The sequence below is a fragment of the Streptomyces sp. NPDC001858 genome (assembly GCF_053594615.1).
The window spans coordinates 38,809-63,082 of record NZ_JBSFEV010000022.1; the positions used below are offsets into that span (position 1 = coordinate 38,809).

Below are 24,274 nucleotides of genomic sequence, written 5' to 3' on the forward strand. Positions count from 1 at the left end.
GGCCCGACTCCGTTCTACGGCTTGTTGGTCGACCCGGCGTCGACGGTGAACTGGAGGCCCGTGACGTACCGCGCCTCGTCGGAGGCGAGGAACAGGACGGCGTTCGACACGTCCCGCGGCTCGACATAGGGGGCGAGGGGGTTCATCGCGGCCAGGGCGAACAGCGGCTCCCGCGCAGCGAGTTCCTCGACCGGCACGCCGACGGTGATGCCCGTGTCGCTGACGCCGGTGGGGTGAACGGTGTTCACCCGGATGCGGTGCGGGGCGAGTTCGTTGGAGAGGGCCTTCATCAGACCGACCACCCCGTGTTTGGCGGCCACGTAGTGGGCGTAGGGCACATGGCCGCGGATGCCGGCCGCCGAGCTGGTGATGACGATCGAACCGCCCGCCGCGGCCTCGATCATCCAGGGGATCGCAGCCCGTGCCGTGTTCCACGCGCCCTTGAGGTTGACGTCGACGACGACGTCCCAGGCCTCCTCGGACAGTTCCCAGGCGGCGCCGATGCTCATGACGCCGGCGTTGGCGACGACCACGTCGAGCCGGCCGAACTCCTCGCGCGCCGCGTCGACGGCGGCCCGCAGCTCGGCGATCGAGCGGACATCGGCCGGTACGGCGACGCAGCGCCGGCCCGTCGCCCTGACCAGCTCCGCGGTCTCCTGAAGCTGTTCCTTCGACGCCAGCGAGTAGGGCAGCTCGGCGCTGATGTCGTGGCAGACGTCCGTGACGACGACGTCCGCGCCCTCCTCCGCGAGTCGTACGGCGTGGGAGCGGCCCTGTCCGCGGGCCGCTCCCGTGATGAGCGCAACCTTGCCCTCCACACGCCCCATGGCTACCTCGGCTCTTCCGGGTTGTGGTCGGTCAGTTCGTCGGCGGCCTCGCGAAGAGCACGCAGCCGGGTCCGCAGGAGCTCGCGTTCGGCCCTGTCGGCGTCGCCGAGCGCGGCGAGGCGTGCGTCCGTCTCGGTGATCTCCGCGCGGAGGCGGCCGTGGGCCTCTTCGCGGGTGAGCAGGTCCAGGTCGGTCCAGTCGGACCGCTCGGACTCCGGGCGGCGGTTCATGCGGGGAGGTTGTAGAGGCGGCGGGTGTTGAGTTCCACGATCTGGTGCACCTCGTCGTCGGGCACGTCGGCGAGCACCTCGGCGGCGTAGGCGCGGCTCTTGGGCCAGTACGAGTCGGAGTGCGGGTAGTCGCACTCCCAGGTGATCTTGTCGATGCCGACGTGGTGGCGGACCTCCACGCCGAACCGGTCGTCGATGAAACAGCCGTGGAAGTGCCGGTGGAACAGCTCCGAGGGCCGCACGCTCTGGTTGACGTTCTGGTAGAAGCGGTGCCGCTCCCAGGTGCCGTCGCTGCGCTCCAGCAGATACGGGATCCAGCCGATGCCGCCCTCGGACAGCCCGATCTTGAGCTTGGGGTGCTTGTGCAGCACCGGGGAGAACAGCAGGTCGGCGGTGGCGAACATGGCGTTGCAGCCGAACAGGGCGATCGTCACGGCGAACGGGGCCTCCGGGGCGGTGACGGGCGGTTTGCCCGAGGTGCCGAAGTGCAGGCACAGCGGCAGCCCGGTCTCCTCGGCCGCCGAGAACACGGGGTCCCAGTGGTCGGTGTGGAAGGAAGGCAGGCCGCGCGGGGCCGGGTTCTCCGGGAAGGAGATCGCCTTGGCGCCCTTGGCGGCGGTCCGGTGGATCTCGGCGACGCAGGCCTCGACGTCCCACAGCGGCAGGACGACCAGGGGGATGAGCCGGCCGGGGGCGGTGGCGCACCATTCGTCCAGTACGAAGTCGTTCCACGCCTGGACGCACAGCCGGGCCAGCTCGCGGTCCTTGCCCTCCAGGAAGACAGTGCCCGCGAACCCGGGGAAGGACGGGAAGCACAGGGCGCCCCACACCCCGTCGAGGTCCATGTCGCGCAGGCGGGCCTTCGGGTCGTAGCAGCCCGGGATCATCTCGTCGTAGCGCGTCGGTTCCAGGCCGAACTCCTCCGGCTTCTTTCCCGCGACGGCGTTCAGGCCGATGTAGGGGTAGACCCGGTCCTCGTAGACCCATACCTCGGCGGGCGCCTTGCCCTCCCCGCGCGACTGTTCGACGATCCGCGGGCCCGCCTCCCGGAGCCTGGCCGGCAGTCGGTCCGACCACAGGCGCGGGGGTTCGATCAGATGGTCGTCGGTCGACAGCAACTTCATCCATGGCTGCAACGGCATCGTGCGCTCCCTCGGTCTCGGAGACTCTCTAGCAGCAGGTCGATTGCGTGCACTGAACGCATCCCACTGAATGGGAGGCGCGGCACCAAGACCCACTGGTCTGCGCGGATCATGGGCGACGAACCAACTCCATGACACTCTATTCAGGCTACTCTTTTATGTGACGGAAGGAGACCCCATGGGTCGAGTGCAGGACAAGGTCGTCTTCATCACCGGGGCCGCGCGCGGACAGGGCCGGGCCCAGGCGGTCCGGCTCGCCGCGGAGGGCGCCGACATCATCGCCGTCGACCTCTGCGAGGACATCGCCACCAACGGCTACCCGCTGGCCACCGCGGACGACCTGGACGAAACCGTGCGCCAGGTCGAGAAGCTCGGCCGGCGCATCGTCGCCCGGAAGGCCGACGTACGCGATCCCGCGGCGCTCAAGGCCGCCGTGGCCGACGGTGTGGCCGAACTGGGCCGCCTGGACGCCGTGGTCGCTCAGGCAGGTATCTGCCCGTTGGGGCCCGGGCAGTCCGCGCAGGCCTTCCTCGACGCGATCACCGTCGACTTCAACGGCGTGGTCCACGCGGTGGACGCGGCGCTGCCGCAGCTGCCCGACGGCGCCTCGATCGTCGCGACGGGGTCCATCGCCGGGCTGATCCCGGCGACGACCGACAATCCGGCCAACGGGCCCGGCGGGCTGGGCTATTCGTTCGCCAAGCGCCAAGTCGCCGCGTTCGTCCATGACTTGGCGACGGTCCTCGCGTCCCGGCGGATCCGGGTCAACGCGCTGCACCCGACGAACGTCAACACCGACATGCTCAACAGCGATCTCATGTACCGCTCGTTCCGGCCCGACCTGGAGAACCCGAGCCGCGAGGACGCGCTGCCCTCCTTCCCCGCGACGACCGGTTTCGGCATCCCCTATGTCGAACCCGAGGACATCGCCGACATGGTCCTGTTCCTCGTCTCCGACGAGTCCCGCTACGTCACTGGCATGCAGATGCGGGTGGACGCCGCCGGTTACGTCAAGCGGCGTCCACAACTCCCCACGTTCTGACGGGCGTTCACGCCCCGCCGGTCATGTCGAGGACGACCTTCCCGGTCGTGCGGCGTTCCGCCACGTCGGTCAGGGCGGACGCCACGTCGGCGAGGGGGTGGACGCGGGAGACGAGCGGGCGCATGCCGTCCCGGACCATCCCGGCGAGCGCCCGGTCGCCGGCCGCCACCGCGTCCGGGGCGTACCGGCGCAGCATGCGGATCTCGAAGCCGCGTACGACCGCATCCTTGAGCAGCACCAGGTTCAGCGGGATCCGCGGGATCTTCCCGTCGGCGTAGCCCACGGTGACGAACCGGCCGCCCCGGCGCAGTGCGCGCAGGGCGGCCTCCGCATGGTCGCCGCCCACCGGGTCGACCACGAGGTGGGCGCCCTCGCCGCCGGTCGCTTCCCGGATGCCGGTCTTCAGGTCCTCGCGGGTGTAGTCGACGCCCGCCTGCGCGCCCAGCTTGCGGGCGACCGCGATCCGTTCCTGGCTCGACGCCGCCGCGACCACGCGCATCCCGAGCCGGGTCGCGACGTCGACGGCCGCGGACCCGACGCCGCCCGCGGCCCCGAGCACGGCGGCCCACTCCCCCGCCTCGCCCCGCCCCACGGTGGTCAGGGCGTGGTAGGCGGTCGCGTAGGTCACGTGGAACGCGGCGGCATGGACCATGTCGAGTCCGTCGGGGACGGGGCGCAGACCGGACACGGGCACCACCACCTGCTCGGCGAAGGCGCCCGTCAGCACCGCCCCGGCCACGGGTGAGCCCACGGGAGGGCCCGTCACCCCCGGCCCCAGCGCGGCCACGACTCCGGCGAACTCGCTGCCGGGCGTGAACGGCAGGGGCGCGGGCAGTTGGTAGCGGTCGGCCACGAGCAGGACGTCGGGGAAGTTCACCGCGGCGGCGTGCACCCGGACCAGGACCTCCCCCTGGCCGGGTTCGGGGTCGTCGAGCTCGACGACCGAGAGGGAGCCCGGCGGCCCGTACTCCGTGCAGCGTGCGGCTCTCATCGCGCCCTCCCGGCGGTCGGCATCGCCGGGTCCCGGGGCAGACCCAGCACCTGCTCGGCGATGGTGTTGCGCTGGATCTCGGCGGTGCCCGCGCCGATCGTCGAGGCACGGGTGCGCAGGAAGCCCCAGACCCAGCGGCCGCGCTGGACGGCGTGCGGATCGCGTCGGCCCAGGAGTGCGTACGGCCCGAGCAACTCCAGGGCGAACTCGTGCAGTTCCTGCTCGAACGTCGCGATGAAGAGCCGTGCGGTCGAGGAGGCGGGACCGGGTTCGCCCTTCGCCATGATGTCGGCGATGGTCCGCATCCCGGTGAGCCGCATGATCGACACCCGGATCTCGAAGTCCGCGAGCCGGTCGCGCACCAAGGGGTCCGCCGTCGCGCCGCGTTCGCGTGCCAGCTCGATCAGTTCGTCGAGCACGCGCCGGTACCGGGCCGCCTGGTTCATCGCGCCGGCCGCGCGTTCATGGCCGAGGCTCGTGCGGACCAGCGGCCAGCCGCCGTTCTCCGCCCCGATCCGGTCGGCCAACGGCACCCTTACGTCGTCGAGGAAGATCTCGCAGAAGTGGGCCTCCCCGGTCAGGTCCCGCAGCGGGCGCACGGTCACGCCGGGGGCGTGGACGTCGATCAGGAGGTAACTGATGCCGTCCTGGCGGGAGTCGGGAGGGCCGGTGCGCACCAGCGTGAAGAGGATGTCGGCGATGTCGGCGGAACTGGTCCACACCTTCTGCCCGTTGACGATGTACTCCGCGCCCGCGCGGTGTGCCGTCGTGCGCAGTGCGGGGAGGTCCGAGCCCGCCTCCGGTTCGGAGTAGCCCTGTGCCCAGACGGTGTCGCCGCGCAGCATGGGCCGCAGGAAGCGTTCCTTCTGCTCTGTCGTGCCGTAGGTGATGAGGGTGGGGGCGGCGATGCCGAGTCCGGTGCCCAGGGGTCCGGGGACCCGGGCGCGCGCGTACTCCTCCTGGTAGCCGACCTGGCGGGCGAAGGACAGGTCCATGCCGCCGTACGCGCGCGGCCAGCTCGGGCCGGCGTATCCGGCGTCGTACAGCGTGGCGAGCCATTTCTTCTGCCAGGCGAGACGCTCGGCGGGGTCCCTGGGGCGTCGGCCGGGGTGCTGCTCCGTCAGGAAGGCGCGCAGGTCGGCACGGAACTGTTCGTCGGTCGCGGTGGCTGTCATCGCGGTGCCATGCGGATGGCGCCGTCGAGGCGGACGGTCTGGCCGTTGAGGTAGGGGTTCTCCAGCATCTCGACGACGAGACGGGCGAAGTCGTCCGGGTGGCCGAGGCGTTTGGGGTGGGGGACGGACGCGGCGAGCCCGTCGCGGATGTCCTCGCGCAGCCGGCCGAGCATGGGGGTCTCCATGACGCCCGGGGCGATGGTGTTCACCCGGATCTGCCAGCTGGCCAGATCGCGGGCGGCGACGAGGGTGATGCCGTGCACCCCGGCCTTGGCGGCGGTGTAGGAGGTCTGGCCGATCTGGCCGTCGAAGGCGGCGACCGAGGCGGTCAGGACGACGGCGCCGCGGTCGCCGTCGACCACGTCGTTGCCGGAGAGGCGGGCGGCGGCGAGGCGCAGGACGTTGTAGGTGCCGATCAGGTTGACCCGGACGACCTCGGCGAAGGTGGCGAGTTCGCCGGGGGTCCGGTCCCGGTCGATGATCCGGGTCCGGTCGCCGCCGCGCCCCGCGCAGTGCACGACGCAGCGCAGCGTGCCGAGTTCCTGGGCGGCGTCGAGGGCGGCGTCGACCGCGGCCTCGTCGGTGACGTCGGCGTGGACGAAGCGCGCGGCGTCGCCCAGGTCGGCCACCGCCTTGACGCCCTGTTCCTCGGAGATGTCCGCCAGGACGACGCGGCCGCCGCGCTCGACGAGCCGACGGGCGGTCGCGAGTCCGAGTCCGGAGGCGCCGCCGGTGACCAGTGCCGAGGCACCGTCGATGTTCACATCAAACTCCTCACAGGCCCAGGGACTTGCTGATGATGGTCTTCATGACCTCGCTGGTGCCGCCGTAGATACGGGTCGCCCGGGCGTCCGCGTACAGCCGGGCGATCGGCGATTCGAGGATGTAGCCGTAGCCGCCGTGCAATTGGAGACAGCGGTCGACGACCCGGCCCTGCGTCTCCGTGCAGAACAACTTGGTCTTCGCGGCGTCGACGGGGCTGAGTCCGCCGTCGACGAGCGCCGTGATCGCCGCGTCCAGCAACGCCGTCGCGGCCGCCAGCTCCGTGGCCATGGCGGCCAGTTCGAACTTGGTGTTCTGGAAGTGGGCGACCGGCTTGCCGAACACCGTCCGGTCGCGGACATAGGCGACGGTCAGCTCGATCGCGGCGCGGGCCTGGGCGACGGCGCCGACCGCGATGGCCAGCCGTTCCTGGGCCAGGTTGCGGCCGAGATGGGTGAACGCGCCGCCCTCCTCGCCTAGGAGGTTGGCGACGGGCACGCGGACGCCGGCGAAGGACAGTTCCACGGTGTCCTGGACGGCCAGGCCGATCTTCTCCAGCCTGCGCCCGACCGTGTACCCGGGCATGTCCTTCTCCACCACCAGCAGGGACAGGCCGGCCCGCCGGTCGTCCGGGTCGGCGGCGGTACGGGCCACGACGATCACCAGGTCGGCGTGGTGGCCGCCGGTGATGAAGGTCTTGGCGCCGTCGAGTACGTAGTGGTCGCCGTCGCGGACGGCTCGGGTCGTGATGCCCGCGAGGTCGGAGCCCGTGCCGGGTTCGCTCATCGCGATCGCGGTGTACAACTCGCCCGAGGCCAGTCCCGGGAACCAGCGCGCACGCTGCTCGGCGGTGGCGAGGCCCGTGAAGTACGGGACGACGATGTCGAGATGCGTCCGCAGGCCGCCCAGGGTGACCCCGACGCGGGCGCACTCCTCCTGGATGACGACGTTGAAGCGGTAGTCCTCCTGGCCGCCCCCGCCGTACTCCTCCGGCAGGGCCGTGCCGATGATGCCGAGCTTGCCGAGCGCGGTGAACAGGTCACGCGGGACGAGACCGGCGCGCCGCCAGTCCTCGTACACCGGAAGCACTTCACGGGCGAGGAAGTCCCGGACCAGCAGGCGGAAGTCCTCGTGGGTCTCTTCGAACAGGGTCCGGCGCATCGGATCTCCTTCGACCTTGACCCTATTCAGTATACGTAATTACCCTCTCCGGTCCAGAAGATCGCGCGTACATCGGGCATTCGTCCGGCTTTGGGTCAGTGCCACCAAGGAATGAGTGCATCCAAATGCCGCCGCATCCGGTGGCGGGCGACACCTGCGTCGCCCTGCACGATCGCGTCGAGAATGCGCTGATGGACGTGCTGGACCTCGTCGGCGGCCGTGTCCCCGGGCAGCGGCCGGTCATGGCCGGAGGCGTGCCGGCGGAACAGCTCGGTGATGATGGCGAGGAAGAGCGACAGCACCGGGTTGTCGGCCAGGGCCGCCAGTTCGGAGTGGAAGAGGTCGGCCTTGCGGGCGTCGTCGGCCGGTCCTTCCGTGGCCCAGCGGACGGCCTTCGCCAGGCGCTCGGCGACCTCCGGGTCACCCTCGGCGTGCCGGGCGGTCACCCTGGCGATGATGCCGAGTTCGATAGCGTTGCGGACGATCCGCAGGTCGTCGGCCGCGACGCCCTGGTATTCGAGGAAGAGCGCCATCGTCTCGATGCTGGCCTGGGACTCGGGCTTCGTGACGATCAGCCCGCCGCCGGGACCCCGGCGCATCCGGGCGACCGAGTGGTATTCGAGCAGCCGGACGGCCTCGCGCAGAACGGCCCTGCTGACGCCGTAGCGAGCCAGCAGATCGGACTCCGAACCGAGCACCATCCCGATCTGCCAGCCCCGTGCGGCGATGTCGTCGTGGATCCGCGCGGCCAGGACCTCCGCGAGCTTGGCGCGCGGGCCCTCGACCAGTTCGGGCTCGATCACGTTCCCCGCGATCCGCTGGCCACGGCGCACCCGGTGCTTCTCGATCCAGGCGGCCACCGACTCCAGGTGCGCGGTGAGCTCCGTCTGCGCGCGTGCGCCGTCGTCGGCGATCACGGCGTCGACGACGGCACGATGAGCCCGGTGCGAAATGTCCTTCGCCGCATGCATCTCCGCCTTGGAGATCCGCCGGGAGGTGTGCGCGTAGCGGGCGGTGAGGCGGGTGAGGACGTCGATGAACAGGTGCAGCACCGGGTTGCCCGACAGTTGCCCGAGCACCGGGTGCAGCGGGTCCTGCGAGTGGACCGACGGGTCGTCCCGGTGGGCGAGTTCGGCGTCGAGGGTGGCGCGCAGGGTGGCGATCCCCTCTTCGGTGACGCGGTCGGCGGCGAGTCCCGCGGCGATCGGTTCGAGCAGTTGGCGGGCCTCCAGCAGATCCGTGACGCTGGTGCCGACGTATTCGAGGTAGATCACCATGGCCCGGGTCGCCGGTCCGGCGTCGGGGGCGCAGACGATCAGGCCGCCGTTGGGGCCGCGCCGCATCCTGGCGACCTGGTGGTGCTCGACCAGTCGCACCGCCTCGCGCAGCACCGCGCGACTCACTCCCAGGTGTTCGCGCAGGTCCACTTCGGAGCCCAGGGACTCGCCGACGGGCCAGCCCTGGCGGATCACGGTCGCCTCGATGCGTCGGGCGGTCTGCGCGGCCAGCTTGTCGACCGGGTTGCCGGTCTCGCCGTCGGCGGGCTCGCGGTCGACGGCAGTCGCCATGGGCCAACTCCTCCAGGGGGATATTGCGGATCCCCAGTCTATTCGCCACCGGGTCAGGACACTGGCATCCGGGCCCACACCACACTTAGAGTATCCTCATTTAGCAGCTACCCGCGCGACCGCACGACGACAGGGAGCCGACAGCGATGCGACTGGAGTCCCCGCCCGAGCTCGAGGCGTTCCGGAGGAAGGTGCGCGCCTTCGTCGCGGAGCACGCGCCCGGCGTCAAGGCACACTCCGGCGTGCGGGCTCCCGGCCCCGGCCTGATGCCGGCGATCCGGGAGTGGACCGCGAAGCTGTACGAGGCGGGCTTCCTCGGGATCGACTGGCCCGCCGAACACGGCGGGCGGCCCGACGCCCATCCCCTGGAGGCGTCCGTGGTCGCCGAGGAGATCGCCCGCGCCCGCACCTGGCCGCCCGTCGGCGCGGCCTCGCTGGCCTCGGCCGCCCTGCTCGACTTCGGCACCGACGCCCAGCGGGCGCGCTTCCTGCCCCGCATCCGCGGCTGCGAGGACGTATGGTGCCAGCTGTTCAGCGAGCCGGAGGCGGGCAGCGACCTGGCGTCGCTGCGCACCCGGGCCCGGCGCGAGGGCGAGGGCGGGGACGCGGTGTTCGTCGTCGACGGCCAGAAGGTGTGGACCACCAACGGCCAGCACGCCGACATGGGTTACCTGCTCGCGCGCACCGACGCCGACGCGCCGAAACACCAGGGCATCACGGCGTTCGCCCTGGACATGCGCAGCCCGGGGGTCGACGTCAGGCCGCTGCGCGAGATCACCGGGACCACCGACTTCAACGAGGTCTTCCTCGACGGCGTCCGGATCCCGGCCGCGAACGTCATCGGCCGGGTGAACGACGGCTGGCGGGTGGCGATGAGCAGCCTCGGCCGCGAGCGTTCCGGCGTGGCCGCGCGCGGCGCCGAACTGTCCGCCGTGCTGGACGACCTGCTGCTGCTCGCCGAGGGGACGACGATCGCCGGCCGCCCGGCACGGGAAGACTCCGCCACCTGGCAGGCGATCGGTGAACTCGCCGCGCGGGTGCGGGTGAACGCCGCACTGATCGGCCTCGCGCAGTCACGGATGCTGCACGGCACGGAGGGGCCGACGGACGCCCTCCTGGGCAAGATCTTCTTCAGCGAGCTCAACCACGACCTGGCCGACTTCGGGCTGCGCCTCCAGGGCACGGACGGCCTGCTCACCGAGGACGACCCGGAGGCGGTGGCGGACGGCTGGTGGCAGGACGCACACCTGTACTCGCGCGCGTACACGATCGCGGGCGGAGCGAACGAGGTGCTGCGCACCCAGGTCGCCGAGCGCGGGTTGGGGCTCCCGAGAGAGCCCCGCCAGTCAGAGCCTGCGACACAGGCTCTCAGGGTGCGCGCCTGAGCAGCATCGCCCCGGACGGCACTCCCCCGCCCGCGGTGACCACGGCGACCCGGGCGTCCTCGACCTGGCGACCGTCGGCGTCCCCGCGCAGTTGCAGCATGGCCTCGCGGACGAAGCCGTAGCCGTGCAGGCGGCCCGCCGAGAGCTGACCGCCGTGCGGGTTGAGCGGGAGGTCGCCGTCCAGGGCGATGGTCTTGCCGCCGGCGAGGAAGTCGGCCGCCTCGCCGGGACCGCAGAAGCCGAGGCCCTCGATCCAGGACAGGGCGTTGAACGTGAACCCGTCGTAGAGCAGGGCGACGTCCACGTCGGCGGGGGTGAGGTCGGTGCGGGTCCACAGGTGTGCGGAGGGGCCGTGCGACTGCGGGAGGTGGGTCAGGGTGTCCTGGTCCCAGCTGAGCCGTTCGAGGACGGCCGTGCCGACGGCCTCCACCAGGACGGGCGGTCGGGGGCGGTCCCGCGCCGTCTCGATCGCGGAGACGACGACGGCCACCGCGCCGTCGCACGGCACGTCGCAGTCGTAGAGGCCGAACGGGGTCGTGATCATCCGGGCGTCGAAGTAGTCGTCGAGCGTCATCGGGCCGCGGTGCAGGGCCTCGGGGTTGCGGGCCGCGTTCGCCCGTGCGGTGACGGCGATCGCGCCCAGGACCTCGCGGCCGACGCCGTAGCGGTGCAGGTAGTGGGAGGCGTTGCAGCCGATCCACTGGGCGGCGGACATCGCGCCGAAGGGCGCCCGGAACTCGAACATTCCGGTGGCGCGCCCGCTGTGGGACTGCCACTGCCCGGACCGCAGCAGCGCGCCGTGCGAGGACTCCCACACGGTGCGGAAGCACAGCACGTGCCGGCACAGTCCGGCGGCGACCGCGAGCATGCCGGCGGTGATCGAGCCGATCTGGCCCGGCACTTCGCGGGCCCCGTTGACCCAGGTGGGACGCAGTTGCAGGGCCTCGGTCAGGGCGGTGATCCCCCCTTCGCTCATGCCGTCGGGGCTCGGTCCGGGGTAGGTGGAGAGGCCGTCGATCTCGTCGAGTTCGAGTCCCGCGTCCGCGACGGCGGCCAGGCAGGCGTCGACCGTCAGGGACAGCGGGTCGACCATCAGGCGCCGGCCCACGCGGGACTGACCGACACCGGTCAGCGCGACCCGGTCCTCGTACTTCCGGGGCGAGGCCATGGGGCGTACCGAGGCGCGCAGGTCGCGCGGCTCAGGCAGTGGGCCCGGGCCCTCGGCGGCCGGATCCGGCTCGAACAGCGGTAGGCAGACGTCCTGTTGCTGTTCGAAGCGCACCCTGACCGGCATGCCGACGTACACGTCGTCCGGCGCGCAGCCGACGACGTTGGTCGTGAGGCGCGCCCGGTCGTCCTCGGCCAGGGCGACCACGGCGACGACGTACGGCGGCGGGAAACTCGGCAGCCAGGTCTGGTGGTTGACGCTGAAGCCGACCACCACGGCCCGGCCCGAGACGGGGGCGAGAGCCACCGCGCGGCTGCGGCAGGAAGGACACACCGGCAGCGGCGGATGGAAGTACCGCCCGCAGTCGGCGCAGTGGGAGATCCTGAGCACGCCGTCGGCCCCCGAGCGCCAGAACTCGGCGCTGGCGAGAGTCGGTTGAGGCAGTGGGCGTCCGGTCATCGCAGCAGCTCGACGATCGTGGCGTTCGCGGTGCCGCCGCCCTCGCACATGGTCTGGAGCCCGTAGCGCAGGTTCTCGCGCCGCATCCGGGCGAGCAGCCGGGTCAGCAGGATGGCGCCCGAGCCGCCGAGCGGGTGGCCGACCGCGATGGCCCCGCCCAGCGGGTTGAGCCGGTCGGGGTCGGCGCCGGTCTCGGCCAGCCAGGCCAGGGGGACGGGCGCGAACGCCTCGTTGACCTCGTACACGCCGATGTCGTCGAGGGAGAGCCCGGAGCGGCGCAGCGCCTTCTCGGTGGCGGGGATCGGGCCGAGCAGCATCGTGACCGGGTCCGCGCCGCTGACCGCGCCGCCGTGGTAGCGGGCGATCGGGGTGAGGCCGAGTTCACGGGCCCGCTCGGGGGTGGTGATGAGGAGAGCCGCGGCGCCGTCGGAGATCTGGGAGGAGTTCCCGGCGTGGATGACGCCGTCCTCCTTGAACGACGGTTTGAGGCCGGCCAGTCTCTCGACCGAGGTCCCCCGCCGCAGCCCTTCGTCCAGGGTGAACTTGGCGCCGTCGACCTCGATCGGCACGAGGTGGTCGTCGAAGACGCCCGCGTCGATCGCGGCGGCGGCCTTGGCGTGCGATGCGGAGGCGAACTCGTCGAGGCGGGTGCGGCTGAACCCGTAGCGTTCGGCGATCAGTTCGGCGCCGATGCCCTGGTTGAACTCGACCCCGCCGTAGCGGGCCAGCGCGCCGGGCCCGAACGGCTGGCCCATGGTCCGGTGTGAGCCGAGCGGCACCCGGCTCATGGTCTCGACGCCGCCCGCGACCACGAGGTCGTACTGGCCGGCCATGACGGCGTGCGCGGCCTGGTCGACCGCCTGCTGGCTGGAGCCGCAGGCCCGGTTGACCGTGACGGCCGGGACGTGTTCGGGCCAGCCGGCGGCGAGTACGGCGAACCGGCCGACGTTGCTGGACTGGTCGCCGACCTGGGTGACGCAGCCCCAGATCACGTCGTCCACGGTGCCGGGATCCACGCCGGTCCGTTCGACGAGGGCGTTGAGTACCTGTGCCGAGAGATCCGCCGCGTGCACGCCGGCCAGTGAGCCGTTGCGCTTGCCGATCGGGGTGCGTACGGCGTCGACGATGACGGCGTCTCGCATGAAGGCTCCTTGAGTTCAGTCGGGAATCCGCACGGGGGCGTTCTGCACGGGGGTGTCCTGCGTGGAGGCGTCCTGCACGGGGGCGTCCGGCACGGGGGCGTCCGGCACGGGGGCGTCGGCTCCCCAGTCCCGGAAGACGGCCCGGGTGTCGGCGCCGACCGGCGGCGCCGTGCGGCCGGGGCGCGACGGGGTGGCCGAGAAGCGGGGTGCGGCGGCCGGCTGGACCACTCCGTCGCGGGTGAACAGGCTTGCGCGCACGGCGAGATGCGGATGCGCGGCGGCCTCGGTGAGGCTCAGGACGGGTGCCACGCAGGCGTCGGTGCCCTCGAACAGCTCCGCCCACTCGTCCCGGGTGCGCTGCGCGAACCGCTTCGTCAGCAGCCGCCGCAGCGCCGGCCACGTCGACCGGTCGTGCTGCCGGTCCGGATCCACCCCCAGGTCGAGCAGCTCGACCAGGCTGCGGTAGAACTTGCGTTCCAGCGCGCCGACGGCCACATGACGGCCGTCCTTCGTTCCGTACACGGCGTAGAAGGGCCAGCCGCCGTCGAAGCGGTTGCTTCCCCGCCGGTCGGTCCACTCGTCGCGGGCGAGTTTGGCGAAGGTGCTGGCGAGCAGGTGGGCGGTGCCGTCGACGATGGCCGCGTCGACGACCTGGCCGTGGCCGGTGCGCGCGGCGGCGTGCAGGGCGGCCAGCACGCCGATCACGAGGTAGCAGCCGCCGCCCCCGAAGTCGCCGACGAGGTTGAGCGGGATCTGCGGCGGGCCGTCCGCGTCGCCGATGGCGGCGAGCGCGCCGGTCAGCGCGATGTAGGTGATGTCGTGTCCGGCCGTCGCGGCCAGCGGTCCGTCCTGGCCCCAGCCGGTCATCCGGCCGTAGACCAGGCGGGGATTGCGGGCCAGGCAGTCGTGCGGTCCGATGCCGAGCCGTTCGGTGACGCCCGGGCGGAAGCCTTCGATCAGCAGGTCGGCGCGCTCGACGAGGCGCAGGAGCGCGGCGGATCCGGCCGGGTGCTTCAGGTCGAGGACGACCGACCGCTTGCCCCGGTTGAGGACGTCCGCCGGTCCGCCCGCGTCGGCTTCGTCCGCCCGCTCGGGCCGGTCCACCCGGACGACGTCCGCGCCGAGGTCGGCCAGCAGCATCCCGGCGAACGGCCCCGGGCCGATGCCGCCGAGCTCCACGACCCGGCAGCCGGCGAGGGGTCCGGTCGTCATCGTCAGCGGCCCTTCCAGACCGGCGACCGCTTCTCGGCAAAGGCCGCCGCGCCTTCCCGGGCGTCCTGCGACCGGAACACCGGCTCGGCGATGTCGAACTGCCGGCCCCACGCCTCCTCCAGCGTCCAGTCGGCGGTGGAGCGGGCGATCTCCTTGGTCGCCGCGACGGCCAGGGGCCCGTTCGCCGCGATGGTCTCGGCGAGTTCCAGTGCGCCGTCGAGGGCACCGCCCTCGTCGGTGAGCCGATTGACCAGGCCGTACGCGGCGGCCCGTTCGGCGTCGACAGGTCGGCCGGTGAGCAGCAGTTCCAGGGCTATCGCGTACGGGATCCGGCGGGGCAGGTGGAGGGCGGCGCCCGCGCGGGCGACCAGGGACCGGGTCACCTCGGGCACGCCGAGCCGCGCCGTGCGGGCGGCCACCACCAGGTCGCAGGCCAGCAGGAGTTCGAAGCCGCCGGCCAGCGCCCAGCCCTCGACCGCGCCGATCAGCGGCTTGCGCGGCGGTGTCATGCTGATCCCGCACAGGCCGCGGCCCTCGATCGCGGGAGTCTCGCCGCGCAGCCAGGCCTTGAGGTCCATCCCGGCCGAGAACGTGCCGCCCGCTCCCGTGAGGACGCCGACCCGGAGCTCGTCCGACTCGTCGAGTTCGTCCACCGCGGCCGCCACTCCGGCGGCCACCCCGGCGTCCAGGGCGTTCTTCACCGCCGGACGGTTGATCGTGATGACCTGGACCGCGCCACGGCGTTCCACCAGTACTTCGTCCGACACGTATGCCTCCTGGATTGTCAGTTGACGGCGAACCTGGCCAGTTCGTGGGCGACCATGCCGTCCAGGTCGTCGGCGGGCGGCGTCGGGAGCTCGACGGCGCGGTCGCGGGTCGGCAGGAGTACGACGGCCGTGCCCGGGGTGGTGATCTCGCCCCGCTGGTTCTCGCAGCGCATCTCGATGTGCACCTCGGCGCGCCCGTCCACCTGTCGTTTGTCGACGACGGTGCCGCGCACCCAGGTGGTGTCGCCGAGGTAGTTGAACTTCCGGTGCTCGCAGCGGAGTTGCCACAGCCAGCCGTCGTCGCCCATCCAGTCGGTGAGCAGATGGCACAGCCAGGTCTCGCGCATCCCGCCGTAGTCGTAGGGGCCGGGCAGGCCGAGTTCCCGTGCCCGCTCGGGTTCCCAGTGCAGGCGCTGCACGGTGTCCGGGATGTTCAGGGGGTTCGGCGGGTAGAGGCCGGGGGCCCGGCGCCGTACCTTCGCGGCGATCCCGAACGTGCCCGGCGGGGTGAGCTGCATGCCCCAGCCCAGATGCCAGACGACCACGTCGGTGGTGGTCAGCGGGCCCTTGACCCGGGGTTGGAGCTCCTCGCCGATCTCGACGTCCTCCCAGTGGCGGGGCTCGGCGCCACGCCGGGTCTCTGCCGCGTACGCTGCGTCGATCTCAGCGAGCTGCCCGGCGGTGTAGGGCTCCTGTGCAAGCCGCTCCTTGGCCCGTTTCTTCGATGTGTGGCGTTCGGCGTTGATCCAGGTGCCGCGCCTCAGTGCGTGCATCTCGCCGCGTCCGTTGGAGTAGAAGTAGTCGCGGACCACGTGCGCGGTGCGCCCGCCGAAGCGGCTGGGCTTGAGGTGGACGCCCACCTGGGTCTGCAACACCCGGCAGCGGTCGCCGAGTTGGAGGGGCCGCCACCACTCGAACTCCATCACCGCCTGGTAGGAGCCGAGTCCGGCGAAGGGGTCGCCCTTGAGCAGCGCCTTGGTCTCCGGGTCCGGCTCGGGGGCCGCGTCCTCCCCCATCGTGTAGAGGAAGGTGGGCGGTGCGACGAGCGAGCCCCAGCGGGTTCCGGCCGCGTGGTCCGGGTCGCAGTACAGGGGGTTGTCGTCGCCGTAGCCGTACGCGAAGTGGCGTACGCCGTCCCAGGTCACCTCGTAGTTGTGCGGGGGGTTGCGCTGGGGCTGGGGGATGCCGAGGCGGCGGCGGGAGCGCTCGACGGCCTCGTCGGTCAGCACGCCGAAGCGTTCCTCGGTGGTCGTCATCGCTGAGGCTCCTCGGTGAGTGCGGCGCGGACCAGTTCGATGAGCTCCACGCGGCTGACCTTGCTCGACGGGGTGCGGGGCAGTGCGTCCAGGACGACGATGTGCGCCGGGACCTCGTACGGGGTGAGCCGGCCGCGGCAGAGGGCGATCAGTTCGGCGATGTCCGGGGCGGGCCAAGCCGGTTCGACCTCGACCGCCGCGACCGGCACCTCGCCCAGCCGTGTGTCCGGGAGCCCCGCCACGGCCGCCTCCCGCACGGCCGGGTGGGTCTCCAGGACGCGTTTGACGGTCTCCGGCTGGACCTTGAAGCCGCCGCGGACGATGACGTCGTCCACGCGTCCCTCGATCCAGACGAACAGGTCGGTGTCGATCCGGGCCAGATCGCTGGTCCGTGTCCACGCCCGGCCGCCCCGGGTGCTCTGCTCGGTCCTGACCTCAAGGCGGCCGGTCCTGCCGACGGGCAGCTCGGCTCCGTTCTCGCCGGTCACCCTCAACTCGACGCCGTCGAAGGCCCGTCCGGCGCTGCCCGCCTTCCGCTGCCACCACCGCTCGTGCAGCGGCAGGGTCCAGCCGACCACCGCTCCGGCGAACTCGGTGGCCCCGTAGGTCATCAGCACGGGGATGCCGTACGTGCGGAAGAAGGCGTCGGCGAGTTCGGCCGGGCAGGGCGCGGTGCCGGACGTGACGACCTGAAGGCCGGCCAGTCGCGCCTTCGGCACGCCCGCGTCGAGTACGGCGCGGATGGCCGCCGGTACCAGGCTCGCCGCCCGCAGTCGGTGGCGCTCCACGGCGCTCACCCAGGGTTCGACGGCGAACCTGGGCATGAGGAGCATGCGCCGCCCGGTCGCGAGACAGGCCAGCGCCCGCCACAGTCCGCCGATGTGCACGAGCGGTGCGGCCACGAGCGCCGCCGACCGCGACAGGAGCCGCTCGTCCTTCGGGGTCTGCCCGCCGGAGACGAGCGCCTGGTCGAGCTGACCGATGCGCAGGTGGACGCGCTTCGGGGGGCCGGTGGTGCCGGAGGTGAGCATCTCCACGGCGACGCCGGGATTGGCCGGGCCTCCCACGGGTGCCGTGCCGCCGACGGACCGCAGCGTGCCGTCCGTGCCGAGTTCCAGGGCCGCTCCGTGCGCGGTCACCGCCGCCAGGACGCCCTCACGGGCCAGGGGTTCGGCGCCGGAGACGACGACGGGCGGTGCGCAGTCGGCGATGTCGGCGGCGAGGCGCGCGGCAGGCTGCAGCGGGCTCAGCATCACCAGACAGCGTCCGGAGGCGATCACCGCGGCGACCACGGCGATGTGCTCGGGCCGGTTCTCCAGGACGACGCCGATGCGGGCGTCGGCGCGCAGGCCCGCCGCGTCCAGGGCCTCGACGACCTGTCGGGCGGTCTGCTGGACCTGTCCCCAGGTCCACCACTGTCCGTCGTGCTCGATCGCCTCGGTGTCGGCGGCGGCTTCGGCGAGCAGCCGGGACAGGCGGTCGCGAATTCCCACGTGCTCAGCCTTCCGTCGCCGTGGTGGCGGAGATGCCGACCAGCTCGGCCAGCCGCCCCCGATGGGTCGCCGGGCTCCCGAAGAGCTGCTCGGACGACTTCGCGCGCTTGAGGTGGAGGTGCGCGTCGTGCTCCCACGTGTAGCCGATGCCGCCGTGGATCTGGAGGTGCTCCTTGGCCGCGTGGGTGAAGGCGTCCGCGCAGTACGCCCCGGCGAGCGCGGCGGCCACCGGCAGCTCGCCCGGTCCCTCGGCCGCCACGGACATCGCGTGGTACGCGGCCGACCGGGCGGCCTCGACCCTCAGCAGCAGGTCGGCGCACTTGTGCTTGACCGCCTGGAACGACCCGATAGGACGGCCGAACTGCACCCGGACCTTCGCGTACCGCACCGCGGCGTCCAGACAGGCCTGTGCCCCGCCGACCTGTTCGGAGGCCAGCGCCACGACCGCGAGGTCGATCACGGTCCGCAGATACGCCGTGGCGTCCCCGTCGGGGCCGACGCGGGCCGCCGGAGCGCCGTCGAGGTCGATCCGCGCCAGCCGGCGGGTCGGGTCGAGCGTCTCCAGCGGGGTGCGGGTCACTCCGGCCGCGGCGTCGTCCACGGCGAACAGCCCGGGTCCCGTGTCGGTGCGGGCCACGACGAGGAGCAGGCCGGCGGTGCAGCCGTCGACGACGAACATCTTGGTGCCCGACACCGTCCAGGCGCCGTCGCCGCCTCGGGTCGCGGACGCCGCCACGTCCTCGACCCGCCAGGAGCCGGCCTCCTCGGCCAGCGCCAGGGTGCCGGTCAGCGAACCGTCGGCGATCGCGGGCAGCCAGCGCGCCATGGCCGTGTCGTCGCCGGACGCGACGAGTGCCTGGCCGGCGAGGGCCACGGTGGAGAAGTACGGCGACGGCACCAGGGCCCGCCCCAGTTCCTCCATGACGATCCCCAACTCCAGCGGGCCGCCGCCGAAGCCGCCGTACTGCCGCGGCAACGCCAGTGCGTGCAGGCCGAGTTGACCCGCCATCTGCCGCCAGAGCGCCGGATCATGTCCTTCCTCGGACTCCATCGCACGGCGCACCGACTCGCGCGGCGCCTTGTCCGCCAGGAAGCGGCGCAGCGTCGAGCGGAGCGTCTCGTGCTCCTCGGTGAAGGTCGGTGCCACGTGCTTCCTCCACGGTCACTGGGGCGTCTTCGACCGCAGGTAGGCGGGGAAGTCCGGCATCCGGGCGCGGTCCACGATCTCGATCCGGATCCCGGAGGGGGCCAGGTGGTAGGCGAAGATCGAGGGTTTTCCGTCGACCACCGCGCAGGCCTCCAGGGCGAAGCCCGACTCCGCCAGCCGTTTCGACGTCGTCGGGACGTCGTCGCAGAAGTAGCCGAGGTGATGGGTCGCGATGTGATCGGCCGCCGTCCACGGTGTCCCGGGGATCTCCTGGACGAGTTCGAGGTGCGGGCGTCGAGGGAGTACGCGTAGCGCAGGGGCAGCACGCGCTCGCCGTCCGCGAGGCGGACCGGCAGGTCGGCGGACATGGTCGCGGTCCATCGGTGGCCGGCGACCTCGGTCATCCGGGTCTTCCACTCGTCCACGTCCGGGACCACGATGCCGGTGTGGTAGAGATCCGTCGCTCTGAGGGGAGGGCTCATGGGAGCGCTCATGGGATCAGTCACGGGATGCTTCATGGGATGCGTCATGGGGTCCCTCACCACTCCAGGCGGAGCGAGGTGATGCCGTACATGTTGCCGTGCGCCCGGAGTTCCTGGCCGGGGGCGATCCGGTAGTCGGGGATCCGCCGGTGCCACTCCTCGACGGCCACGTTGAGTTCGAGGCGGGCCAGGTGCGAGCCCAGGCAGCGGTGCGGGCCCGAGCCGAACGCGATGTGGTTGGTGGCCTTGCGGTGCAGATCGACTTCCGACGGGTTGTCGTACCGTGCGGGGTCGCGGTTGGTGACCGCCAGGGGGAGCATCACCATCTCGCCCGCCTTGACGGGGCAGCCGCCGATCTCGACGTCCTGCGTCGCCTTGCGCGCCGGGACGACGAACGAGTAGACGCGGAGGGTCTCCTCCACGGCGGTCGCGATGAGCGACGGGTTGGCGAGGATCTCCTTGCGCTGCTCCGGATGGGTGGCGAAGTGGTACAGCGCCCAGCCGATCGAGATCGGGACGGTGTCGAAGCCGGCCTGGAACAGCAGGACGCAGAAGGCGTGCATGTCCCGGTCGCCGATCGGCTCGCCGTCGATCGTCCAGTTCATGGCGTGGGAGAGCAGGTCGTCGCGCGGGGCCTTGCGGCGCAGGGCGATCTGTTCCTCGAAGTAGGCCGACACGGCCCGCATGGCGCTCAACTGCCTGCCGCCGTCCGGGTCTTCGCCGTGGGGCAGGTGCAGCAGTTCGTGGGTCCAGGCGAGGAAGGTGGGCAGGTCCTCCTCGGGCAGGCCCATCAGCCGCATGAAGATCAGCGTCGGGAAGCGGCGCGCGAACTCGTCGAGCACGTCGGCGCCGTCGCGTTCCCTCAGCGCGTCGATCATGTCGGCCGCGACCTGGCGGACCTCCGGCTCGCGGGCGGCGACGGCGCCCGGGGAGAAGTAGCGCCCGAGGAGCCGGCGCCAGACGGCGTGCACGGGCGGATCGAGCATCTCGGGTATCCACAGGAACTTCGGGTCCGGTTCGAGCACCGTCACCGACTTGTTGGAGAACGTCCGCCAGTCCTGGAGCGCCTGCTGCACCTCCGGGCCGTCGGTGACGACCCAGTAGCCGCGGGCGACGGTGCTGCGGAACCCGGAGTGGGTGCCGGCGATCTCGTCCCATCGCTCCTGATGGCTGAGGACGGGCCCGCCGAGCCGGTTGTCGAAGTGGTAGGCGGGGACACCGTCATGGCTTCCGTCGGGTTCGAGTGTCCTGCTCAACACGGCTCCTCTCGTCGTACGTCCGTCAGGTCGTCGTTCGTCTCATGTCGCCGCGCCGTCGATCTTCAGCGCGATCAGCTCGTCCTCGCTCAGGCCGAGCTCGCGCAGGACGTCGTCCGTGTGTTCCGCGAACTGCGGCGCCCGGGTCAGGGAGACCGGGCTCTCGTCGAACTGGACCGGGTTCGCGACCAGTTCACGGTCGACGCCGTCGGCGTCCACGACGGGGGCTATGAGGCCGTTGGCGCGCAGGGCGGGATCCTGGCCGACCTCCCAGGCGTTCTGCACGGCCGCCCACTGGCCCTCCCCGCGCGAGAGGATCTCGACCCACTCGGCGTAGGGGCGGGAGGCGATGAGCTCGGCGACGATCTCGGCGGCCTCGGCGGCGCCCGCCATCAACTTCTCCGTGCTGTCGAAGCGTTCGTCGCCGCTCAGGTCCTCGCGCCCGGCCAGCTTGCAGAACTCCGCCCAGTACCGGCCGGGTTGCAGCATCGCCAGCTCGATCCAGCGGCCGTCCGAGGTGCGGTAGCCGCCGATGAGCGGGTTGGTGGCCGAACCGTGCCGGGGCGGGATGTTCACCGGGAGCGGTCCGCCGCCCATCAGGGCGAGGTTGACCGTGAACTGCGTCGCCCAGGCCCCGACACCGACCAACGACACGTCGACGACGGACGGCTGCCCGGTCATGGCACGCGAGTAGAGGGCGGCGGCCACCCCGCCGGCGATCGTCATGCCGCCCATCGAGTCGCCGTAGGCGCCGGCCGGCATCCGGTTCATCCGGTCCGCGCCGGGCGGGGTGACCCCGGCGGCGCTGCCGCCGCGCGCCCAGAAGGCGGTGCTGTCATAGCCGCCCTTGCCCGCCTCGTCCCCGCGGGCGCCGAAGCCGCTGCCGCGAACGTAGATGATGTCGGGGTTGACCGCCCGGACGTCCTCGACGTCGATGCGCAGCTTCGCCCGCGCCTCGGGCAGGAAGTTCGTGAGGAACACGTCGCTGCCGCGGATCAGTTCCTCCAGCACCCGGCGCGCGGACGGCTTCTCCAGAGCGAGGCCCACGCTGCGTTTCCCTCGGTTGGGCCCCTCCATGATCGGGAAGAACGACGACCCCGCGCTGGCGGCCTCGTACCCGAGCACCCGGATCAACCCCCGCTGGGCGTCGCCGCGTTCGGCGTGCTCGATCTTGATCACGTCGGCGCCCCAGTCCGCGAGCACGGCGCCTGCCGCCGGGACGAAGGTGAACTGCGCGACCTCAAGGACCCGCACGCCCTCCATCGGCCTCTGCATCGGACCAACCCCTCCGAGTCTGATCTTCATTGCGTCTGCATCGCGTCTTCGCTGCGCGCCTTCATTGCGCATACCCAATTGGCGAACCGACGGGTCGAGTATGGACCGAGGGGGCTAAAAAGTATACTGTTTTCGGCATGCTGGATTTCTCGATCGACCCCGAGTTCCAGGCCAGGCTGGACTGGGCGGCGGCCTTCGTACGTGACGAGGTCGAGCCGCTCGACCTCCTGTTCCCGCACGGAGGCGACCCGTACGACACCCGCAACGAGAAGGCCCGCGCGATCCTGCGGCCGCTCCAGGAGCAGGTCCGGGCGCAGGGCCTGTGGGCCTGCCATCTCGGCCCCGAACTGGACGGGCCGGGCTTCGGCCAGGTGAAGCTCGCCCTGCTCAACGAGATCCTCGGCCGCTCCTACTGGGCCCCGACCGTCTTCGGCACCGCGGCCCCGGACACCGGGAACGCCGAGATCCTCGCCATGTTCGGCACCGAGGAGCAGAAGGCCCGGTATCTGCGGCCGCTGCTCGACGGCGAGATCGTCTCGACGTTCTCGATGACCGAGCCCCAAGCCGGCGCGGATCCGAAGGAGTTCGTGTGCCGCGCCTGGCGGGAGGGTGAGGAGTGGGTGATCGACGGGGAGAAGTGGTTCTCCTCCAACGCCCGGTACGCGGCCTTCCTCATCGTCATGGCCGTCACCGACCCCGACGCTCCCCCGCATGCCCGGATGTCGATGTTCATCGTCCCGGCCGAGACGCCCGGCATCGAGATCAAGCGCAACGTCGGCACGATGGACGAGCGCGAGTCCCTGGACGAGGGCATCCACGCCTACCTCCGCTACCACCGGGTCCGGGTCCCGCTCGACGCGATGCTCGGCGGCCCCGGCGAGGGCTTCAAGGTGGCCCAGGCCCGCCTCGGCGGCGGCCGGGTGCACCACGCCATGCGGACGGTGGGCAAGTGCACGCGTGCCTTCGACATGATGTGCGAGCGGGCGCTGTCCCGCCGGACGCAGGGGACCCTGCTGGCCGACAAGCAGGCGGTGCAGCAGTTCATCGCGGACTCCTGGGTGGAGCTGCAGCAGTTCCGGCTGCTCGTCCTGCACACCGCGTGGATCATCGACACGCAGCCGCACGGCGCCGCCCGCACCCAGATCGCCATGTGCAAGGTGCAGACGGCCAGGGTGCTGCACGACATCGTCCAGCGGGCGGTGCATCTGCACGGCTCCCTCGGCACCACGGGCGAACTCCCGCTCGCGAAGTGGTGGATGGCCGCCCCGAACCTCGCCCTCGCCGACGGACCGACCGAGGTGCACCGCACCACGATCGCCAAGCAGCTGCTGCGGAACCACCGGCCGGCCGAGGGGCTGTTCCCCAGCGAGCACATCCCGCCCAAGCTGGAAGCGGCGCGCAAGCGGTACGCGCACATCGTCACCGACGACAACCTCTCGGGCCAGGTGAACGCATGAGCGGGTCCGGCGCCGCGTCGGACCTGTTCGACCTGTTCGACCTGTCCGGCAAGGTCGCTCTCGTCACGGGAGGCAGCCGTGGCCTGGGCCTGGAGATGGTGCGGGCCTTCGCCGCCGCGGGCGCCGATGTCGTCATCGCCAGCCGCAAGGTCGACGCCTGCGAGGCCGCCGCCGAGGAGGTCCGCGACCTGGGCCGGCGCGCCCTGCCGGTGGCCGCGCACGTGGGCCGCTGGGACGACGTCGGCCGGCTCGTCGACACCGCGTACGACGAGTTCGGGAAGGTCGACGTCCTCGTCAACAACGCGGGTATGTCCCCGCTGGCGCCCTCCTCGGCGGAGACCAGCGAGGAGCTGTTCGACAAAGTGGTCGGGGTCAACTTCAAGGGCCCCTTCCGGCTCGCCTCGCTGATCGGGCGGCGGATGGCCGAGGGGGACGGCGGCTCGATCATCAACGTCTCCTCCTCGGGCGCGCTGTTCCCGCAGCCGCGGTTCGGGCCCTACGCCGGGGCCAAGGCCGCGCTCAACGCGCTGACGACCGTCTTCGCCCTGGAATACGGTCCGAAGGTGCGCGTCAACACGATCTCGGCCGGTCCGTTCCTCACCGATGTCTCCAAGGCCTGGTCCGAGGAGAAGCGCCAGACCACGCGCAGCGCGATCGGCCGGCCGGGGCGGCCGGAGGAGATCATCGGCACGGCGCTGTACCTCGCGAGCGACGCCTCCGGCTACACCACCGGTTCACTGATCCGGGTGGACGGCGGACTGTACTGAGCGGGTCGGGCGCAGTCGGCGGCGCCCTGAAGGGGCGCGGGGAACTGCGCGACCAGCCACGACGGCGCCGCAGCGAAACGACGGCACATCGCGGCACTACCAACGGAGCG

22 protein-coding genes are annotated in these 24,274 nt (G+C 71.9%); 4 read left to right on the forward strand and 18 right to left on the reverse strand.

Annotation, left to right across the window (positions count from 1 at the left end; all coding sequences use genetic code 11):
- Window positions 1–14 precede the first annotated feature (14 nt).
- Genes ACWCPF_RS27405 through ACWCPF_RS27415 form a run of 3 tightly spaced genes read right to left on the reverse strand, consistent with a single transcriptional unit; the run spans window position 15 to window position 2,199 of the window.
- Window positions 15–827, reverse strand: a complete 813-nt coding sequence (locus ACWCPF_RS27405; protein ID WP_451047757.1) for a mycofactocin-coupled SDR family oxidoreductase — start codon at window positions 825–827, stop codon at window positions 15–17.
- Between the two features lie 2 nt (window positions 828–829).
- On the reverse strand, window positions 830–1,057 hold the full coding sequence (locus ACWCPF_RS27410) for a hypothetical protein (RefSeq protein ID WP_451047758.1): 228 nt from the start codon (window positions 1,055–1,057) through the stop codon (window positions 830–832).
- Window positions 1,054–2,199, reverse strand: coding sequence for an amidohydrolase family protein (locus ACWCPF_RS27415; RefSeq protein WP_451047759.1), 1,146 nt, complete (start codon window positions 2,197–2,199; stop codon window positions 1,054–1,056). Before ACWCPF_RS27415 ends, ACWCPF_RS27410 begins: the two co-directional genes overlap by 4 nt.
- Before the next feature lie 178 nt (window positions 2,200–2,377).
- Between ACWCPF_RS27415 and ACWCPF_RS27420 the strand changes: the two genes are divergently transcribed.
- Window positions 2,378–3,241 (forward strand): mycofactocin-coupled SDR family oxidoreductase, encoded by an 864-nt coding sequence (locus tag ACWCPF_RS27420; RefSeq protein WP_451047760.1) that lies wholly within the window; start codon window positions 2,378–2,380, stop codon window positions 3,239–3,241.
- 7 nt (window positions 3,242–3,248) lie between these two features.
- Here the strand turns inward: ACWCPF_RS27420 and ACWCPF_RS27425 are convergent, their stop codons facing one another.
- The 5 genes from ACWCPF_RS27425 to ACWCPF_RS27445 form a co-directional block, all read right to left on the reverse strand.
- Complete coding sequence (locus ACWCPF_RS27425) at window positions 3,249–4,232, reverse strand: NADPH:quinone oxidoreductase family protein (RefSeq protein WP_451047761.1); 984 nt, start codon at window positions 4,230–4,232, stop codon at window positions 3,249–3,251.
- On the reverse strand, window positions 4,229–5,407 hold the full coding sequence (locus tag ACWCPF_RS27430) for an acyl-CoA dehydrogenase family protein (RefSeq protein WP_451047762.1): 1,179 nt from the start codon (window positions 5,405–5,407) through the stop codon (window positions 4,229–4,231). Before ACWCPF_RS27430 ends, ACWCPF_RS27425 begins: the two co-directional genes overlap by 4 nt.
- On the reverse strand, window positions 5,404–6,171 hold the full coding sequence (locus ACWCPF_RS27435) for an SDR family NAD(P)-dependent oxidoreductase (RefSeq protein ID WP_451047763.1): 768 nt from the start codon (window positions 6,169–6,171) through the stop codon (window positions 5,404–5,406). The genes ACWCPF_RS27430 and ACWCPF_RS27435 overlap by 4 nt, the downstream gene beginning before the upstream one ends.
- A gap of 10 nt (window positions 6,172–6,181) precedes the next feature.
- The gene (locus ACWCPF_RS27440; RefSeq protein WP_451047764.1) at window positions 6,182–7,330 is read right to left on the reverse strand and encodes an acyl-CoA dehydrogenase family protein; all 1,149 of its coding nucleotides are present in this window, start codon (window positions 7,328–7,330) and stop codon (window positions 6,182–6,184) included.
- A gap of 95 nt (window positions 7,331–7,425) precedes the next feature.
- On the reverse strand, window positions 7,426–8,898 hold the full coding sequence (locus tag ACWCPF_RS27445; RefSeq protein ID WP_451047765.1) for a FadR/GntR family transcriptional regulator: 1,473 nt from the start codon (window positions 8,896–8,898) through the stop codon (window positions 7,426–7,428).
- 146 nt (window positions 8,899–9,044) lie between these two features.
- Here ACWCPF_RS27445 and ACWCPF_RS27450 point away from each other — a divergent pair, with 146 nt between their 5' ends.
- Window positions 9,045–10,283, forward strand: coding sequence for an acyl-CoA dehydrogenase family protein (locus tag ACWCPF_RS27450; RefSeq protein WP_451047766.1), 1,239 nt, complete (start codon window positions 9,045–9,047; stop codon window positions 10,281–10,283).
- Here ACWCPF_RS27450 and ACWCPF_RS27455 read toward each other — a convergent pair.
- The 10 genes from ACWCPF_RS27455 to ACWCPF_RS27500 all read right to left on the reverse strand — a co-directional run bounded on the left by ACWCPF_RS27455 (window position 10,267) and on the right by ACWCPF_RS27500 (window position 21,940).
- The gene (locus ACWCPF_RS27455; RefSeq protein WP_451047767.1) at window positions 10,267–11,910 is read right to left on the reverse strand and encodes a thiolase C-terminal domain-containing protein; all 1,644 of its coding nucleotides are present in this window, start codon (window positions 11,908–11,910) and stop codon (window positions 10,267–10,269) included. The genes ACWCPF_RS27450 and ACWCPF_RS27455 overlap by 17 nt on opposite strands.
- Entirely contained in the window at window positions 11,907–13,052 is a 1,146-nt protein-coding gene (locus ACWCPF_RS27460) for a thiolase family protein (RefSeq protein WP_451047768.1), read from the reverse strand. Before ACWCPF_RS27460 ends, ACWCPF_RS27455 begins: the two co-directional genes overlap by 4 nt.
- Window positions 13,053–13,067: 15 nt before the next feature.
- Window positions 13,068–14,264, reverse strand: coding sequence for a CaiB/BaiF CoA transferase family protein (locus ACWCPF_RS27465; protein ID WP_451047769.1), 1,197 nt, complete (start codon window positions 14,262–14,264; stop codon window positions 13,068–13,070).
- A gap of 2 nt (window positions 14,265–14,266) precedes the next feature.
- Complete coding sequence (locus ACWCPF_RS27470) at window positions 14,267–15,031, reverse strand: crotonase/enoyl-CoA hydratase family protein (RefSeq protein WP_451047770.1); 765 nt, start codon at window positions 15,029–15,031, stop codon at window positions 14,267–14,269.
- 17 nt (window positions 15,032–15,048) lie between these two features.
- Window positions 15,049–16,287, reverse strand: coding sequence for an FAS1-like dehydratase domain-containing protein (locus ACWCPF_RS27475; protein WP_451047771.1), 1,239 nt, complete (start codon window positions 16,285–16,287; stop codon window positions 15,049–15,051).
- The gene (locus tag ACWCPF_RS27480; RefSeq protein ID WP_451047772.1) at window positions 16,284–17,780 is read right to left on the reverse strand and encodes a class I adenylate-forming enzyme family protein; all 1,497 of its coding nucleotides are present in this window, start codon (window positions 17,778–17,780) and stop codon (window positions 16,284–16,286) included. The genes ACWCPF_RS27475 and ACWCPF_RS27480 overlap by 4 nt, the downstream gene beginning before the upstream one ends.
- Window positions 17,781–17,784: 4 nt before the next feature.
- The gene (locus ACWCPF_RS27485) at window positions 17,785–18,927 is read right to left on the reverse strand and encodes an acyl-CoA dehydrogenase family protein (RefSeq protein ID WP_451047773.1); all 1,143 of its coding nucleotides are present in this window, start codon (window positions 18,925–18,927) and stop codon (window positions 17,785–17,787) included.
- 15 nt (window positions 18,928–18,942) lie between these two features.
- The gene (locus ACWCPF_RS27490) at window positions 18,943–19,308 is read right to left on the reverse strand and encodes a VOC family protein (RefSeq protein ID WP_451047774.1); all 366 of its coding nucleotides are present in this window, start codon (window positions 19,306–19,308) and stop codon (window positions 18,943–18,945) included.
- A 157-nt stretch (window positions 19,309–19,465) separates the two neighbouring features.
- Window positions 19,466–20,665 (reverse strand): cytochrome P450, encoded by a 1,200-nt coding sequence (locus ACWCPF_RS27495; RefSeq protein ID WP_451047775.1) that lies wholly within the window; start codon window positions 20,663–20,665, stop codon window positions 19,466–19,468.
- A 42-nt stretch (window positions 20,666–20,707) separates the two neighbouring features.
- A complete protein-coding gene (locus ACWCPF_RS27500) occupies window positions 20,708–21,940 on the reverse strand; it encodes a CaiB/BaiF CoA transferase family protein (RefSeq protein WP_451047776.1) in 1,233 nt (410 codons plus the stop codon).
- Window positions 21,941–22,077: 137 nt separating this feature from the next.
- On the opposite strand from ACWCPF_RS27500, the gene ACWCPF_RS27505 reads away from it, so the two are divergent.
- Both ACWCPF_RS27505 and ACWCPF_RS27510 read left to right on the forward strand, forming a co-directional pair.
- On the forward strand, window positions 22,078–23,397 hold the full coding sequence (locus tag ACWCPF_RS27505) for an acyl-CoA dehydrogenase family protein (protein ID WP_451047777.1): 1,320 nt from the start codon (window positions 22,078–22,080) through the stop codon (window positions 23,395–23,397).
- On the forward strand, window positions 23,394–24,164 hold the full coding sequence (locus tag ACWCPF_RS27510; protein ID WP_451047778.1) for an SDR family NAD(P)-dependent oxidoreductase: 771 nt from the start codon (window positions 23,394–23,396) through the stop codon (window positions 24,162–24,164). Before ACWCPF_RS27505 ends, ACWCPF_RS27510 begins: the two co-directional genes overlap by 4 nt.
- The last annotated feature ends 110 nt before the right edge of the window (window positions 24,165–24,274 follow it).